Genomic DNA, 15,733 nt, shown 5'->3' with positions numbered 1-15,733 from the left:
GATGCTTGGGGCAAAGTCACTCCTCATGGCTTACGACCGGTTCCTCCCGGTCGCTTCTAGGTCGTGAAACCAATTGGGATCGCGCGCGCGCAGCGCGGTTGCGGAGGTCGGATCGGGCGGCAGACGCAGGAACGTGATCGCCGGTACACTCCAATTCGTCCAGTTGATTGCTTGCGCTGCGGGGCGGACGAACCACCGTAGCCAACCCATGGCGCGCGCCGCCCGGGCATCATCCTTATAGCCCGGGCGAGTCATGACGGCAATCGGCATGGTGCGCGCCAGGCCGCGCCAGTCTTTCCACTGGTGGAATTGTGCAACACCATCCTCGCCCATCAGCCAGATGAATTCATGCTGCGGATAGGCCTTTCGGATCGCGGCGAGCGTGTCGACAGTATAGATCGTGCCGGCATGCACCTCGAAATCGCTGGCGCGGATGGGCGCGCGCCTCGACATGAGCTGCGCCGATTTGAAGCGCGCGTCATAGGGCGCCATGCCTTTCTTTGGCTTTAGCGGATTGCCGGGGCTTACCAGCCACCACACTTCGTCGAGCCCGAGCGCGCGATGTGCCGCCAGGCTGATGTGGCGATGTCCGCGGTGCGCCGGGTTGAAGCTCCCGCCCAAAAGGCCGATCCGTGCCATGGCCTGCGGCGCTAGCAGACAAGCTTTGCCCCTGCCAGATGTCAGTGTATGGATGGGGTAAGACGCTGCGACTGGGGGATAAGAGGCAGATGAACGGCATCGAAGGTGCAAGCGCGATCGGCGAGATCGTTGGCGGTGCAGGCGCGGCCAAGGCGATCGAGCCCGGCAGCGAGGGCAAGAAGGGGCATGAGCGCCCCGACAATTGCCTCAATTGCGGGGCCGCGCTGCAGGGCGATTATTGCCACGAATGCGGGCAGAAGGGGCATCTCCACCGTACGCTAGGCGGGCTGCTGCACGATATGCTGCACGGGGTGCTCCATCTCGACGGGAAATTCTGGCGCACCTTGCCGGCACTGATCTGGCGCCCGGGCCGCCTGACGCGCGACTATATCGAGGGCAAACGCGCCCGCTTCATCAGCCCGATCGCCATCTACCTGTTTACCGTCGTGGCCATGTTTGCGCTGGTCGTGTCGGTCGATATCAGCGACCAGCAGATCAATACGATCCGCGAACCGGCCGCGACGATCGAGCAGCAGCGCGAGCGTGTGGCCGAGCTCGAGGCGAACCTTGAAGAGCTTGAAAATGCCGACTTTCCAGGCGTTTCTGGCGCGATGACGGGTGTTCGCGCCGAACTTGACCTTGCCCAATTACAACTCGAAGCCTGGGAGACTGGTGGTGATCCAGCAGCGGTGCAGCGCAGTGGCATCACCTTCGGGGAGTCCGGTATCGGCATGTTCGACGAGCAGATTGCCAAAGCAGAGGAAAATCCGGGCCTCTATCTCTATAAGGTGCAGACTGCGGCCTACAAATTGAGCTGGCTGCTCATTCCATTGTCGCTGCCCTTCCTGTGGCTGCTCTTCCCGATTTCGCGGCGGTTCAAGCTCTACGACCATGCCGTTTTCGTGACCTATTCGATCAGCTTCATGATGCTGCTGGCCATCATCGTGAACCTCATGACTCGTACTGTCGGATGGCAGGACTGGTTTGCGCTACTCCTCGTCTTCATCCCGCCCATCCATATCTACCGCCATTTCCGCGGCACCTATGGACTGGGTAGGCTGCGCTCGCTTGCCGGGACCTTCTATCTCAGCATTATCTCGATCATTACCCTGTCGCTGTTCCTCGCGTTGATGCTGACGCTGGGCGTGATCAGCTGAACCGAAAAGGGCGGCGCCATCGCTGGCACCGCCCTTCGCGTTTGGTGATGTGGTGACGGTTAGGCCGTTGCCGGTCCGCCGATGCCGCTGCCACCCTTCTTGGGCCGCTTGGCCTTGGGGATCGAGCTACCGGCAGTCGGGATGACCGGGCCCTTGGGGCCGCCGCGATCGATCTCGCCGCCATCGAGGATCAGCTTGATCTCCTCGCCCGACAGCGTCTCATATTCGAGCAGCGCCTGGGCCAGCGTTTCAAGTTCCTCGTTATAGTCGGTCAGCACCTGCTTGGCGCGGTCATAGCCCTGGTCGATGAGGCGGCGGATCTCCTTGTCGATCTTCTGTGCCGTCTCGGCCGAGACATTCATGCCCTGGCTCTGCGAGTAGCCGAGGAAGGTTTCGCCCTGCTGCTCCTCATACTGGACCGGGCCCATCTCGTCGGACATGCCCCACTGGGTGACCATGTCGCGCGCCAGCTTGGTGGCGTACTGGATGTCTCCGCTCGCACCCGACGAGACCTTTTCGTAGCCGAAGATAAGTTCCTCGGCGACGCGCCCGCCCATGGCCACGGCCATGTTCGCGTGCATCTTGTCGCGGTGATAGGAATAGCTGTCGCGTTCGGGCAGGCGCATGACCATGCCGAGCGCGCGGCCGCGCGGGATGATGGTCGCCTTGTGAATGGGATCCGACGCGGGCTCATGCAGCGCGACGATGGCGTGACCGGCCTCGTGATAGGCGGTCATGCGCTTTTCATCCTCGTCCATCACCATGGACTTGCGCTCGGCGCCCATCATGACCTTGTCCTTGGCCTCTTCGAACTCGGCCATGGCGACGAGGCGCTTGCCCTTGCGGGCCGCCATCAGCGCAGCTTCGTTGACGAGGTTAGCAAGGTCGGCGCCCGAGAAACCGGGCGTGCCGCGCGCAATCACGCGGGCATCGACGTCGGGGGCCAGCGGCACCTTGCGCATATGCACTTCGAGAATTTTCTCGCGGCCATCGATGTCGGGACGCGGCACGACGACCTGGCGGTCGAAGCGGCCCGGACGCAGCAGCGCCGGGTCGAGCACGTCGGGACGGTTGGTCGCGGCGATGATGATGATGCCCTCATTGGCATCGAAGCCGTCCATCTCGACCAGCAGCTGGTTCAATGTCTGTTCGCGCTCGTCATTGCCATTGCCGAGGCCGGCACCGCGATGGCGACCGACCGCGTCGATTTCGTCGATGAAGATGATGCAGGGCGCATTTTTCTTGGCCTGCTCGAACATGTCGCGCACGCGGCTGGCGCCGACGCCAACGAACATTTCAACGAAGTCCGAACCCGAAATGGTGAAGAAGGGGACGCCTGCTTCACCCGCAATGGCGCGGGCCAGCAGCGTCTTACCCGTACCGGGAGAGCCGACCAGCAGCGCGCCCTTGGGAATCTTGCCGCCGAGGCGCGCAAACTTGCCAGGATCCTTGAGGAATTCGACGATCTCCTGCAGCTCTTCGCGCGCTTCGTCGATACCGGCAACGTCCTCGAAGGTGACGCGGCCCTTGGCCTCGGTCAGCATCTTGGCCTTGGACTTGCCGAAACCCATCGCGCCGCCGCCACTATTCTTCTGCATTTGGCGGATGACGAAGAAGGCGATGACGAGGATGAGGATGAAGGGCAGCGACTGGAACAGGAGATATTGCCAAATGCTGGTCTGCTCCTGCGCGCGCACATCGACCGCGACGCCCTGTTCGAGCAGGCGGTCGGACACATTGGCGTCGGCAGGCGCGGTGGTGGTAAAGCGTTCGCCGTCCAGTTCGCCCGAGATCACCGATGTGCGGTCGGGCTGGCTAGCGATGGTTACCGACTGGATGTCGCCCTGTTCGACGCGATTGACGAACTCGGAATAGGACATCGGCTCGGCGGCATTCTGGCTGTTGCTGCCGCCCAGTGCCTGGACGAACAGGATCAGGCCGAAAATGATCGCCAGCCAGATGACGAGGCTGCGAACCCATGCATTTTTGGGCTGTTCGGGCGGCTGGCCCTGCGGCTGATTATTGTCCATCGCGATACATTATCCGAAAATTGTGGTCGGGTACAAAGATAGGGAGCGCATGGCTCTCCTACAATATGGGCCTAAAGTTGGCGTTCAGTTGACGTCCACGGCGCTTGTGGTGCCGGTTGCGGTCTCTACGCTTTCCTCGGTTCCCGCATGGGGTTTTGGTCGCGTGATCGACCATCTATCGCCGGGAGCGAAGCGCAGTCCGCCAAGGGTCGCGATCTCTCCGGCATTGAGCGCACGGATGAGGCGCACCGTTGCGGGGCCGCGCGGGCGCGGACGGCCGAACCGGTCGAAGGTCCGCAGGATGAGGCGGCGGCGGACCTCGAAGGGCAGACCCTCGGGATCGAGCAGCAGCCCGTTCTCGACGCGCTCGAGCCGGATATCGGCAAGCCCCTCGGCCATCCACTCGACCGCTTCCTCGGCATCGGCCAGATGGCCTGCGGAGCGCGCAATGGCGTCGAAGTCGCCAAGGCCCGACGCCTCGATCGCCTCGCGAATCTTGGTGCGGTCATGCTGGGGATCGCGGTTGGACGGATCGTCGACCGGCTCGATCCCGGCTTTGGCGACGATGTCCTTGAGCTCGCTGCGGCGCCAGCCGAGCAGCGGGCGAACGAGGCGGACATTGTCGGTAAGGCGGCGGTTGCGGCGGATCCCCGCAAGACCGGGCAGCCCTGCACCGCGCGCGAGGCGCATCAACAGCGTCTCGACTTGGTCGTCGGCATGATGCGCCATGGCGATAACCGGCAGGCCATTGGTCTCGGCCCAGCGAATGAGATAGCCGAGGCGCTGTTCGCGTGCGCGGGCCTGAAGGTTGCTGGTCGGCTTCTGACCCCAGGCAATCTCCAATGTTTCGTGCGGCACGCCGAGCTTGGCGCACAAATTGGCGACGAACCTGGCCTCGTCGGCCGCTTCGGGGCGCAATTTGTGGTCGACCGTGGCGACCCAGATGCGGCTCGGCGCGACGACGCGGGCGAGCAGCAGCAGAGCAATGCTGTCGGGCCCCCCGGACACGGCGAGCCCGATTTTCTGGCGCGGCCCGACGAGCGTTCCAAGGATCCTCCTGAAACGCTCTACGACGGCGTCGTCTAGCTGCATTGCGCCGATGCCATCGCGCTCGGCAGGCGGTCGCGCAGGAACTGGCGCATGCTGTCGCCATAATAGTCGATCAGCTCGCCATAGGCCTGGCAGGCGCTTTCATTCTCGCCCAGTTCGACGAGGGCAAGGCCGAGGAAATAGAGGCTGTCGGCAGCCCGCTCGCCAAACGGGTCGGTCTGGTAATTGTCGTAGAGGACACGCGCAGCAGCGGTCGGATCGCCTTTGTCGAGCAAGGCGCGGCCATGAAGGTTGCGGGCCCAGCTGGCGCGGCGATGGTCGGGATAGGTCGCGGCCATCGACGACAAGGCGGTGATGGCGGCGTCGAACTGGCCCTCGTTCCACAGGCGATAGCCGGCAATATAGGCTTCTTCGCCGGCAGCTTCGAAATTGGGATCGCTGGCAGCGACCGTATCGACCTGCGCGGGCGGCTGGGTCGCAGGAGGCGTGTCCTCGACCACCGGCTCGGGCGCAGGCGGGGTGGCGTCATTGACGGCCATTGGCGTCGACTGCTCCGGCACCGTATTGGCGGCGCGGTCGGCCTGCATTTCAGCACGCATACGGGCGATTTCCGCTTCCATCTGGCCGAGGCGATAGGTCGCCTCTTCGGAGGCGCGGACAAGCTCGGTCATCTGGCGTTCGAGCGCTTCGACGCGGCCGGTCATGATGTCGACCGAGCGGCGCGTGGCGACGGGCTCGTCATAATAGCCTGCCGTGCTGGCCGGGCGACCATCGGGATAGACGCGCTCCTGCATCTGGCGAACCTGGCGTTCCAGTCGCTCGATACGGTCGCGATTTTCACGCTCGCGGGCGCGGTCGGACTCTTGCGCGGCCGCCGTGTCGGCCAGCATGAACAATGCGAGCACGGCCAGAAGAAAACGGGTCATTTCAAAGGTTCCTCAAGGTGTTACGTTCCGCCGTCACCCTTTCCAAGGGCAGATGAGCGGGAGATGAATCATTCGGTTGCAGTATCGCCTTCGGCAGCCGCTTCGCCGCCATCGTCGGTCTCGGCAGGCGGGGTCGGCGGCGGCGCGGGCGGTTCGTCCTCGGCGGCCTCAGCGGCCGTATCCTGCGCTTCCTCAAGCGCCTCCTGGGCGCGGGCGGCGGCCTGGCGGTTGAGCTCCTGCGTGGTCGGGCTCGACTGGCGCTGCGGCGTCGGCTGCGGGGCCGTGCGCTGCGGTGCCGGGGCCGGCGCCGTTGCCGTACGTGCCGGCGCTTCGGGCTCGGGCTCCGCCTCGGCTTCGGGCTGCGCCGTCAGGTCTTCGCCCAGCAGGCTGACATTGCGCACGCGCACGCCATCCTCGGCTAGCTGCGGGATGTCATTGCTGCCGACGCGGATGCGAAGCCATTCGGGGCGTGCGGTCTCGAGCATCGGGGCTTCGGCATCGTCGGGGACGCGATAGGTATCGCCGCGCGCAAGCTCACCCGAAAAGAGTGTCGTGCCGCCATCGGTGACCTGTAGCCAGACCTGGTCCTCGGCGATCAGCAGGACGGGCATTTCTGCAGGCGGGATATCGGTCGGCGTATTGGCAGCATCGTCCGCTTCGGACTGTGCCAGCGCATCTTCGGCACGCTCTTCGGCGACGAGGCGCTGGTCGTTCATCCAGCTGAACAGCAAGACGGCAAGGATGATCGCGGCGATGGCAACGATGATGACCCAGCCGGGCATACCGCGCTTGGGATCGGCAATCTCATAGCCGCCAACCTCGGCCATGGGCGGTGCAGCGGCGCCCATTTCCTCGCGCACCTCGGCGGCGGTCGCACTGACATCGAGGCCGTAGCGTTCGGCCAGCGTCTTGGAAAAACCGATCGTGTAAGTGGGGGCGGGCAAAGCTGCCCAGTCGCCGGCCTCGAGGCTGCGAATATGGCGCTGCGGAATGCGGGTTTCGGCGGCAACTTCCTCGATCGATTGACCGGTTTCGTTGCGCGCGGCCTTCAGCCGTTCGCCGATCGGCACATAGCTTTCGTCAACCGCGCCAGTTTCTTCTTCGTCCATGCCTGTCCCCAGCCTCGAAAATCCCGTCTCGTGCCAGAGAAGGCACGGACCACTTCTTTGTCAACCGATGCAACGCACAGGGCCGCGAAAAAGCCTAATCGAGGACGATTTCGTGCGCCTGTGCCCATTCTTTCAGCACCCGGCGCATGTCACGCGGCGGATCGGCGAGCAGTTCGGTCATGCGGCTCTCGATCTCGCTCGCATCGAGCGACCGGATCATCGCCTTGATCGGCCCGACCGCTGCCGGGGTGATCGAGAATCTGCGAAGACCCATGCCGACCAGCGCCATCGCTTCCAAGGTTCGCCCGCCCATTTCGCCGCAAATGCGCAATGGCGTCTCGTGTGCGTTGCACGCATCGATGACGCGCTTGAGGAAACGCAGGATGGCTGGGCTCAGCCAATCATAGCGATCGGCAAGGCGCGGATCGCCGCGATCGGCGGCAAAGAGGAATTGCGTAAGGTCGTTGGTGCCGATCGAGATGAAGTCGCAGCGCGGCAGCAATTGGTCGAGCATCTCGGCCAGCGCCGGCACTTCGAGCATCGCGCCATATTCGATGACCGTCGGCAGGAAGCGCTTGCGCTTGCGCAGCCAGGCGACCTGGTCCTCGAACAAAGCGCGGGCCTCCTCATATTCCCACGGCTCACTGACCATCGGGAACATGACCTTGAGGTGGCGACCTGCGGCGGCTTCGAGCAAGGCGCGGGCCTGCGCCTTCATCAGCGCTTGGCGGTCGAGACTGAGGCGCAGCGCGCGCCAGCCCATGGCCGGATTTTCCGCCTCGTCCTTCTCGTCGAGATAGGGCAGCGCCTTGTCGCCGCCAATATCGAGCGTGCGGAACACGACCGGCTTGTCGCCGGCCAGTTGCAGCACCTGCTTGTAGAGTTTGTACTGGCTCTCGCGTCCCGGCAGCGTGGCCGCGACGAGGAACTGGAATTCGGTGCGGAACAGGCCGATGCCTTCGGCGCCGCTGCTCTCCAGCTGGTCTGCATCGTCGGCAAGGCCGGCATTGACCATCAGTTCGACCCGCGCGCCATCCTTGGTCTCCGCAGGCTTGTCGCGCTGCGCGGCAAATTCGGCGCGGCGCTCGTTGGAGGTCGCCATCGCCTTGTCGAAGCGGTCGCGGGACGTGTCGGACGGGCGCACGGTGATCGTTCCGCTGTCGCCATCGACGAGAATCTGGTCGCCATCGGCGGCGATGTGACGGATTTCCTCGATCTTGCCGACCATCGGCACGCCCATCGCGCGCGCCACGATGGTAACGTGGGCGGTGAGCGAGCCTTCCTGCAGCACGACGGCCTTCAAGCGGCGACGGTCATAATCGAGCAGGTCGGCGGGCCCCAGGTTGCGGGCGATGAGCACGGTATCTTCCTGCAGCCCCTGCTGTGCCGCCGTGCCCGACTTGCCGGCGACGATCCGGAGCAGGCGGTTGGAAAGATCTTCGAGGTCGTGCATCCGCTCCTTGAGCAGCGGATCGTCGATTTCCTGCATACGGGTGCGGGTGCGCTGCTGGACGCGTTCGATCGCCGCTTCGGCGGTCAGGCCGCTGTCGATCGCCTCGTTGATGCGGCGGCTCCAGCCCTCGTCATAGGCGAACATCTTGTAGGTCTCGAGCACCTCTTCATGTTCGCCATGGACGCCGAATTCGGCGTCGCGGGTCATATTGTCGATCTGTTCGCGCATCCGGCGGAATGCCTGGTAGACGCGGGCGCGTTCCGCCTCGGTGTCCTCCGCGACGGTATGTTCGACGGTCACCTTGGGCTGGTGGAAGACGGCGCGGCCGCGGGCCATGCCGGTGACCAGTTTGAGGCCTGCCAGCTGCTGCTCCCCGGTATTGCGCGCGCGCCCCTTGGTGCCGTCGGCAATGCCCGCATTGGCGAGCAATTCGCTGAGTACCATCGCCACGGTCTGCAGCGCCTCGATCTCGACATCGAGATATTTGCGGCTGTCTTCGTGCTGCACAGTGACGACGCCGATCGGCACGTCATGGCGCACGATGGGGACACCGGCGAAACTGTGGAAATGCTCTTCGCCCGTTTCGGGGCGGAAGGCGAATTGGGGATGCTTGCTCGCTTCCTCGAGGTTGAGGATGAGCATCTGCTCGGCAATCGTGCCGACCAGGCCTTCGCCCATGTCGAGCCGCGTCTGGTGTACCGCTTCCTTGTTGAGGCCGTGCGTGGCGTAGAGCTCGAGCGCGCCTTCCTTGAGCACGTAGATCGAACAAACCTCACTCGCCATCGCCTCGGCGATGAGGTCGACCACACGGTCCAGCTTGGCCTGCGCGCTGCCACGGCTGGCCATGACGGCGTGGAGGCCGGTCAGGATCTCGCGGGCGGAGGCGGAAGCGCTTTCAGGCATGCCAGTGGAGCTAGCAGGAAGGCGGGGCGCTGCAAAGCAAATCGCCAGCTGAATCCGATATGGACCGGAATAGGCTGGCGGGGTGGCAAGCGGACCTGCCACAAGAATCCCGTTTCGTTGTAGTAACGAAGGAGGCGGTATGAACGCCTATTCGAGTATCGATGTGCCGGGAGGCGGCGGCCAGGGGGGCGACCTTCGCGACCTTTCCGCCGACCTCCTATGCGCGATCGACCAATATCGCGCCGAGAGCGACAACAGCCTCCTGGTCATGACACTGGCGCGGCTGATCACGCTCCTGCGGCGCCATTATGTCGCTCATCAGCGCCCCTTGCCCGATGCAGCGCTGGCAACCGGTCATGCGCGACTCGCGATGCTGATGCGCGAACGCGCCGAGGCGATGGGGCGGATGGCAAGCGAGGTGGAGCGTTTTGCCGAGCGCTATGAAAGCGGGCTCACCATCATCGACGACTTTGCCGGATTCCGGCACGATGCCCGCGCGCTGATCGGCCTGCTTGCCGAGGGCATGGAGACGGGCGGCGAGGCGGTGCCGATGCCGACCATGCCGGAGGCGAAGGGCTAGGCGGGCTGCTCGGCGCGCATCGTCAGCGCGGCGGCGGCTTCCTCGACCAGTTCGGCGATGATGTCGGCAACCGGCTCCTCGCGCTTGACCATCCCGACCGACTGGCCGGCCATGATCGAGCCCGACTCCACGTCGCCGTCGATCACCGCGCGCTTCAGCGCGCCCGCCCAATAATGTTCGATCTGAAGCTGGGCTTCGGCCATTTCCAGTTCGCCCTTGTCCAGAAGGTCGGCGACTTCGCGCTGCTTGGCGGCGAAGGCTTCGGTTTCCTTATTCTTGAGCGCGCGGACCGGAATGACCGGCAGGCGCGGGTCGATCTGGACGCTGGGGACCGCATCGCGGGCATTGCCGCGCAGGAAGGCCTTCTTGAAGTTTTCGTGCGCGATGCATTCGGTCGCGCAGACGAAGCGGGTGCCGAGCTGCACGCCGACCGCGCCCATTTCGAGATAGGCGGCGATGGCTTCACCGCGCCCGATCCCGCCGGCGACGAAGACGGGCATTTCCTCGGCGACATGGGGCAGGATTTCCTGTGCGAGCACGCTAGTGGAGACGGGGCCGATATGGCCGCCGGCTTCCATGCCCTCGACGACCAGTGCGTCGACGCCTGACCGCTTCAATTTCTTGGCGAGCGCCAGCGCCGGCGCGAAGGCGATGAGCTTGGCGCCGTGCTGCTTGATCCGGTCGATTGCCTTGCCCGACGGAAGGCCGCCCGCCAGCACGACATGGCTGACGTCATGCTTGGCGCAGATGTCGATGAGGTCGTCGAGATCGGGATGCATGGTGATGAGGTTCACACCGAATGGCTTGTCGGTCATCGCCTTGGTGGCGGCGATTTCCTTGTCGAGCAATTCAGGCGGCATCGCGCCGCAGGCAATCACGCCGAAGCCACCGGCATTGGAAATGGCGCTGACGAGATTGCGCTCCGAGATCCAGCTCATCGCGCCGCCGAGGATTGCATAGTCGCAGCCGAGAAATTCGGTGCCGCGCGCCATCAGGCGTTTCAGTTTGTCGTGTCCACGACCCATGTTCATTCTCCCCCCAGGCCGAACGCGGCATGCAATGCCCGGACCGCCACATCGACATGGCTTTCGGGCACCAGCGCGCTGGCCTTCAATTCTGAAAGTGTCGCCGCGAGCAAGGGCACCTGCCGGTCGGCGAGCACGTCATACACTTTGGCCGCGAGCGCCGGGTCCGATCGGACGCCGACACCGACGACGGAAATCTTGGCGACTTCATTGTCGCTTTTGATGGCCGTGTGGCCGATCTTGTCCTTGGCCTTGTCGAGTGCCTTCAATGCGCGGTCCAATGCCGTACGCGGAACCGTGAAATGCAGGCTGTCGGAGGCCTGCGCGACCATATCGACGGTCAGCCCCTCGTCGGCCAGCGCGTGCAGCGCGGCGGCGAGGCGGCCTGGCCTGTCCTCGGCGATGAGTTTCACCAGCGCTTCATTGCGATCCGCGGCGATGCCCGAAATGGCGGTCCGTTCCATAGTCTCGTCCCAGTTGGAGATGATTTCGCTGCCCGGCACATCCTCGAAGGCCGAGCGCACCATGAGGGTCATGCCCTCGCGCATGGCAAGCCCGACCGAGCGTACCTGCAGCACCTTGGCGCCCGAGCCGGCAAGCTCGAGCATTTCCTCGGCCCCGATGCGGTCCAGTTTGCTGGCATTGGGGTCGATGCGCGGGTCGGTCGTGTAGACACCGTCGACATCGGTATAGATATCGCAGCGATCGGCCTTGAGCCCTGCTGCAATGGCGACCGCGCTGGTGTCCGACCCGCCGCGGCCCAAGGTGGCGACGCGCCCGTCGGGGGTCGCGCCCTGGAAGCCCGGAATGACGCTGACCGTGCCGTTCGACAGCGCGTCGTCCAGCTCGCTGCTGTCGATGCCGTCGACGCGGGCATTGCCGTGGACGCCGCTGGCTTTGACCAGTTGCCAGCCCATGAAGCTGCGCGCGTCGAGGCCCGAATTCTGGAGGGTCATGGCGAGAAGGCCTGCCGTCACCTGTTCGCCGCTCGCGACCACCACGTCATATTCGCGCGGGTCGTGTTCGGCGGCGGCTTCCTTGCAGAATTGGACGAGGCGGTCGGTCTCGCCCGCCATCGCGCTCACCACCACGCAGGTCTCGCTCTCCGCTGCCTGTTTGGCGACCAGCGAGGCGACATGGCGGATGCGCTCGATGCCGGCCATCGAGGTGCCTCCGAATTTCATGACGACGCGCGGCAAGTGCGGTTTCCCTTGGGTGAGTGATGTTGAGCGTGTAGGAAGGGGACATGGCAAAGACAAGCATCCTGGCCTCCGAGGCCCAGCATTTCGGGAGCCTTGCGGGCGACTGGTGGGACCCCAAGGGCGCCAGCGCGATGCTGCACAAGCTCAATCCGGTGCGGCTGGGCTTCATTCGCGAACAGCTGGATCGCCATTTCGGGTTGGACGAATGCGACCTGAAGCCGCTGGCCGGGAAAAGCGCGCTTGATATCGGATGCGGGGCCGGGCTGCTGGCCGAGCCGCTGGCGCGGATGGGCGCCAAGGTGACCGCGGTCGATGCTGCCCCCGAACTCATTGACGCGGCCAAGGCGCATGCGGGTGCCCAGGGTCTCGACATCGACTATCGCGCCGGCGAAGTCGCGGCGGTCGAGGCGCAATATGACCTCGTCACCGCATTGGAAGTCATCGAACATGTCGCCGACCCCCACGATTTCCTGAAGGTCGTGGTGTCGAAGCTGGCCGATGACGGCCTGCTTATCCTGTCGACGCCCAACAAGACGCCCTTGTCGAAGCTGCTGACGATCACGCTGGCAGAAGGCACCGGTCGCATCCCGCGCGGTACGCACGATTACGACCAGTTCATTCCGCCCGAGCAATTGGAAGAGATGCTGGCGGCCGAAGGCATGGAGCCCATTGAAACGCGCGGTATCGCCTTCTCGCCGACCAAGGGACTGCACCTAAGCGAGGATCTGCGGCTCAATTATCTGATCGCGGCTCGGCGGGTTTAGCGTCGTGCCGGGGCAGGGCGGCCTGCCCCGTCAGTCCTGTCGCTTTGCGCAGGCTGGCCGGCATTCGCCATCTTTCACGCAATGCCGCTCGCTTCGCTCCGCTTGCATTGCGCTCGGTGGCTCCTGCTAGAAATCGACCTTGTCGTAATGCGCGGGCGGCGCGACGCCCTCCATGCGCTCGCCTAGTAACGGCCTGAAGCCGGGGCGGCTCTTCATCACCGCGTACCAATTCTTCGCATTTTCATGCCCGCGCCAGTCGAGCGCGCCGAGATAGTCGACGACGCTCAGCTGTGCGGCGGCGGCGAAGTCGGCCAGGCTCAGGCGGCTGCCCGCCAGCCAGCGGCGATGGTCGAGCAAGTAGTCCATGTAGTCGAGATGCCCGTTGGCGGCGCGCATGGATTCGCGCAAGCGCACCGTGTCGGGGCTGGCGCGGCTGATGATGCGCTTGAACATCTTTTCCTCGAGCAGGGGGGCGACCACGTCCTGCCACATCTTGCGCCCGAACCAGTCGGCGAGGCGCCGCACCTCGGCGCGGGCGGCGGCGCTCCCTTCGAGCATCGGCGTCTTGGGGTTGGTCTCGTCGAGATATTCGCAAATGGCCTGGGTCCCGATCAGCACGTCGCCCGAGCGATCCTCGACCAGGACCGGGGTCTCTCCCGCCGGATTGAGGTCGAGAAATTCGTCGCGCCGCTCCCACGGGTGCTCGCGCACGAGATTATGCGCGATTCCCTTTTCGCCCATCACCAACCGGACGGTGCGCGAATGGGGACAGAGCGGATATTGATATAATTGCCACATGGGATGCAGCCCTAACTAGGAAAGGCCGCCCCGCCCGGCAAGCGGGCGAGACGGCCTTTCCCGTCTTGAAACGCTTTTAGTCTTCGCTGCCGGCGCGCAATTCCTCGGCACGGGCACGATAGTCGGCGGCCTCGGCCTCGGCGTCGGCGGCCCATTCTTCGTACATGGCGGCGAGGTCTTCGTCGCTCATCTGGATTTCCTCGGTCGCCGTTTCGATCTCCACCGCTTCGGCTTCCATCGCTTCCTCTGCGACTTCCCAGCTATCGTCGTAGCAGGCGTCGACCTCGTCACCTTCCTCGACTTCCGAGCAGGCGATCTCGTCGAACGGCTCGGGCTCGGGGAACATCGGCGGCAGGTCGGCTTCGGCAAAGCGCGTTTCCATGGCCTCGACAAGGCGCGGCATGCCGCGAATGAAACCAGGCATCGCGGCAATGATGGCGCGATAATAGCTGGGCTCGAGGCTCATGGTCCAGAACGTCCGGGTGAGCTTCATGCCCGTCTCAGTCTGAGAAAATGCAGCCAGTTCGAGCAATTCGCTTTCGGTGAAGCGATCGGCGAACAGTTCGGCCATCACCTCGCGCAGGCGCGGTTCGGAATCCGCCATGACCGGCGGGAATTCGGTCGCCATGACATCGCGCACGATCGCGAGACGCTCGTTGAAATATTCGTCTTCCTCGAGGATCATTTCGCGCAGCGTCTTGTCACCCAGCGCGCCGAGCATCATGTCCGCGGCCATCTGCATCTGTTCGGGCGTCATTTCGGGCGGCGCGGTGAATTCCTCACCATCCTCTTCGACTGCCGCTTCGATATCTTCATCGGCCGCCGCCTCGGGTACGTCCATGCCGGCCATGCCGCCAAGGCCCGGGAATCCGAACAGGTCCATGCCTTCGCCCATTTCATAGGCGACTGCGGCCAGCTCCATCATTTCCTGCGCGCCGAATTCGCGCGCGAGTTCCTGGATCGGCGTATCGAGCAGGCGGTCGGCATAGTCACCCAAGACATAATTGACCGTGTTCGCGGCCTGGCCCTGCGGCCAGTAAATGTCGACCGCCTGGAGCGCGAGCTCCATCTTGGCATTGGACGGGTCGAGATCGACTTCCTGGACATTGGTCAGAACAGGCGGCGGCGCGTCCTGCGTCGTCACGACGACCACAGGAGGCGCTTCGTCGGCATCCTGTGCGATGGCCGGCGTGGCAATCGCCATCGCCATGGCCGAAACGGTCAAAGCAAACTTGGTCTTCACTGGAATGTCCCCCACGAACAAAAACTTAGATGGCGCCGAGCCAGAACAGCGCGGCAATCCCGACGACAATACGATACCATGCAAAAGGCGCAAAGCCGATTTTGGTCACGATGGCGATGAAGGCCTTAACAACCGCATAAGCGACGACGAAGCTGACCAAAGCGCCTAGGCCGATCATGCCCAGATCGTCGGCGACCAGTTCGTCGCGCGCCTTGAACAACGAATAGACGGTCGCGCCCGACAGGGTCGGGACGGCAAGGAAGAAGCTGAACTCTGCGGCGGTCTTGCGGTCGATGCCGAGCGCCATCGCGCCCATGATGGTCGCGCCGGAACGCGACACGCCGGGGATCATGGCAAGGCATTGGACGAGGCCGACGGTCAGAGATTTCTTGAAGCTCATCGTCGCGACGGCACCGCCGACCTGGTCTTCTGGCATGTCCGGCCGCGCCGGCGGATTGGCGAGCTTTTCCACGAGCAGGATGCCGATGCCGCCGATAATCAGCGCCCAGGCGACGACCACCGCATTGGCCAGCAGATCGTCGATCTGGTCACCGAAGAGGAGGCCCAGCAGCACCGCCGGGAAGAAGGCGACGAGCAGGTTGCGGGTAAAGTCCCATGCGCCCTTCGAGCCTTCGAACAGGCCCTTGAGCACGCCCCAGAAGGTCTTCCAGTAGAGGACGACGACCGCGAGAATCGCGCCCGGCTGGATAGCAATGTTGAAGACTGCCCATTCCTCTGCCGAAAAACCGAGCAATTCGGTCGCGAGGATGAGGTGCCCGGTCGAGGAGACGGGCAGATATTCGGTGAGGCCCTCGACGATGCCGAGGATGATGACGAGGAGCGTGGTCGACATG

At 64.2% G+C, this 15,733-nt stretch carries 14 protein-coding genes; 3 read left to right on the top strand and 11 right to left on the bottom strand.

Annotated elements, in window-relative coordinates:
• Nucleotides 1-30: 30 nt before the first annotated feature.
• Nucleotides 31-639 carry a nicotinate-nucleotide adenylyltransferase gene (locus NDO55_RS07655; protein WP_252113974.1) on the bottom strand — a complete coding sequence of 203 codons (609 nt, stop codon included), beginning with the start codon at nucleotides 637-639 and terminating at the stop codon, nucleotides 31-33.
• A gap of 89 nt (nucleotides 640-728) precedes the next feature.
• Here NDO55_RS07655 and NDO55_RS07650 point away from each other — a divergent pair, with 89 nt between their 5' ends.
• Nucleotides 729-1,796 carry a DUF3667 domain-containing protein gene (locus NDO55_RS07650; RefSeq protein WP_252113972.1) on the top strand — a complete coding sequence of 356 codons (1,068 nt, stop codon included), beginning with the start codon at nucleotides 729-731 and terminating at the stop codon, nucleotides 1,794-1,796.
• 59 nt (nucleotides 1,797-1,855) lie between these two features.
• Here NDO55_RS07650 and ftsH read toward each other — a convergent pair whose 3' ends face one another.
• From ftsH to ptsP, 5 genes are all read right to left on the bottom strand, one after another.
• Nucleotides 1,856-3,826: an ATP-dependent zinc metalloprotease FtsH gene (ftsH, locus tag NDO55_RS07645; protein ID WP_252113970.1), complete on the bottom strand. Its 1,971-nt coding sequence runs from the start codon at nucleotides 3,824-3,826 to the stop codon at nucleotides 1,856-1,858.
• A gap of 84 nt (nucleotides 3,827-3,910) precedes the next feature.
• Nucleotides 3,911-4,918, bottom strand: a complete 1,008-nt coding sequence (gene tilS / locus NDO55_RS07640; RefSeq protein ID WP_252113968.1) for a tRNA lysidine(34) synthetase TilS — start codon at nucleotides 4,916-4,918, stop codon at nucleotides 3,911-3,913.
• Nucleotides 4,909-5,802, bottom strand: a complete 894-nt coding sequence (locus NDO55_RS07635) for a tetratricopeptide repeat protein (protein WP_252113966.1) — start codon at nucleotides 5,800-5,802, stop codon at nucleotides 4,909-4,911. Before NDO55_RS07635 ends, tilS begins: the two co-directional genes overlap by 10 nt.
• Nucleotides 5,803-5,870: 68 nt before the next feature.
• Nucleotides 5,871-6,911: a helix-turn-helix domain-containing protein gene (locus NDO55_RS07630; protein WP_252113964.1), complete on the bottom strand. Its 1,041-nt coding sequence runs from the start codon at nucleotides 6,909-6,911 to the stop codon at nucleotides 5,871-5,873.
• Nucleotides 6,912-7,005: 94 nt separating this feature from the next.
• Entirely contained in the window at nucleotides 7,006-9,267 is a 2,262-nt protein-coding gene (gene ptsP / locus NDO55_RS07625; protein WP_252113962.1) for a phosphoenolpyruvate--protein phosphotransferase, read from the bottom strand.
• Nucleotides 9,268-9,406: 139 nt separating this feature from the next.
• Between ptsP and NDO55_RS07620 the strand changes: the two genes are divergently transcribed.
• Nucleotides 9,407-9,847: a hypothetical protein gene (locus NDO55_RS07620; RefSeq protein WP_252113960.1), complete on the top strand. Its 441-nt coding sequence runs from the start codon at nucleotides 9,407-9,409 to the stop codon at nucleotides 9,845-9,847.
• On the opposite strand, the gene NDO55_RS07615 is transcribed toward NDO55_RS07620, so the two are convergent.
• Together NDO55_RS07615 and NDO55_RS07610 are read right to left on the bottom strand one after the other, a co-directional pair.
• Nucleotides 9,844-10,872 carry an NAD(P)H-dependent flavin oxidoreductase gene (locus NDO55_RS07615; RefSeq protein WP_252113958.1) on the bottom strand — a complete coding sequence of 343 codons (1,029 nt, stop codon included), beginning with the start codon at nucleotides 10,870-10,872 and terminating at the stop codon, nucleotides 9,844-9,846. The genes NDO55_RS07620 and NDO55_RS07615 overlap by 4 nt on opposite strands.
• A gap of 2 nt (nucleotides 10,873-10,874) precedes the next feature.
• Complete coding sequence (locus tag NDO55_RS07610; protein ID WP_252113956.1) at nucleotides 10,875-12,071, bottom strand: aspartate kinase; 1,197 nt, start codon at nucleotides 12,069-12,071, stop codon at nucleotides 10,875-10,877.
• 47 nt (nucleotides 12,072-12,118) lie between these two features.
• Between NDO55_RS07610 and ubiG the strand changes: the two genes are divergently transcribed.
• Entirely contained in the window at nucleotides 12,119-12,838 is a 720-nt protein-coding gene (gene ubiG / locus NDO55_RS07605; RefSeq protein WP_252113954.1) for a bifunctional 2-polyprenyl-6-hydroxyphenol methylase/3-demethylubiquinol 3-O-methyltransferase UbiG, read from the top strand.
• Nucleotides 12,839-12,964: 126 nt separating this feature from the next.
• On the opposite strand, the gene NDO55_RS07600 is transcribed toward ubiG, so the two are convergent.
• From NDO55_RS07600 to NDO55_RS07590, 3 genes are all read right to left on the bottom strand, one after another.
• A complete protein-coding gene (locus NDO55_RS07600; RefSeq protein ID WP_252113952.1) occupies nucleotides 12,965-13,636 on the bottom strand; it encodes a glutathione S-transferase family protein in 672 nt (223 codons plus the stop codon).
• A 76-nt stretch (nucleotides 13,637-13,712) separates the two neighbouring features.
• Complete coding sequence (locus NDO55_RS12085; RefSeq protein WP_252113950.1) at nucleotides 13,713-14,879, bottom strand: DUF2059 domain-containing protein; 1,167 nt, start codon at nucleotides 14,877-14,879, stop codon at nucleotides 13,713-13,715.
• A gap of 25 nt (nucleotides 14,880-14,904) precedes the next feature.
• The gene (locus NDO55_RS07590; protein ID WP_252113948.1) at nucleotides 14,905-15,732 is read right to left on the bottom strand and encodes an undecaprenyl-diphosphate phosphatase; all 828 of its coding nucleotides are present in this window, start codon (nucleotides 15,730-15,732) and stop codon (nucleotides 14,905-14,907) included.
• Between the last annotated feature and the right edge of the window lies 1 nt (nucleotide 15,733).

Source organism: Sphingomicrobium sediminis (assembly GCF_023805295.1).
In the GTDB taxonomy this organism is placed as follows: Bacteria; Pseudomonadota; Alphaproteobacteria; order Sphingomonadales; family Sphingomonadaceae; genus Sphingomicrobium; species Sphingomicrobium sediminis.
This window is presented reverse-complemented; position numbering and strand designations above follow the sequence as displayed.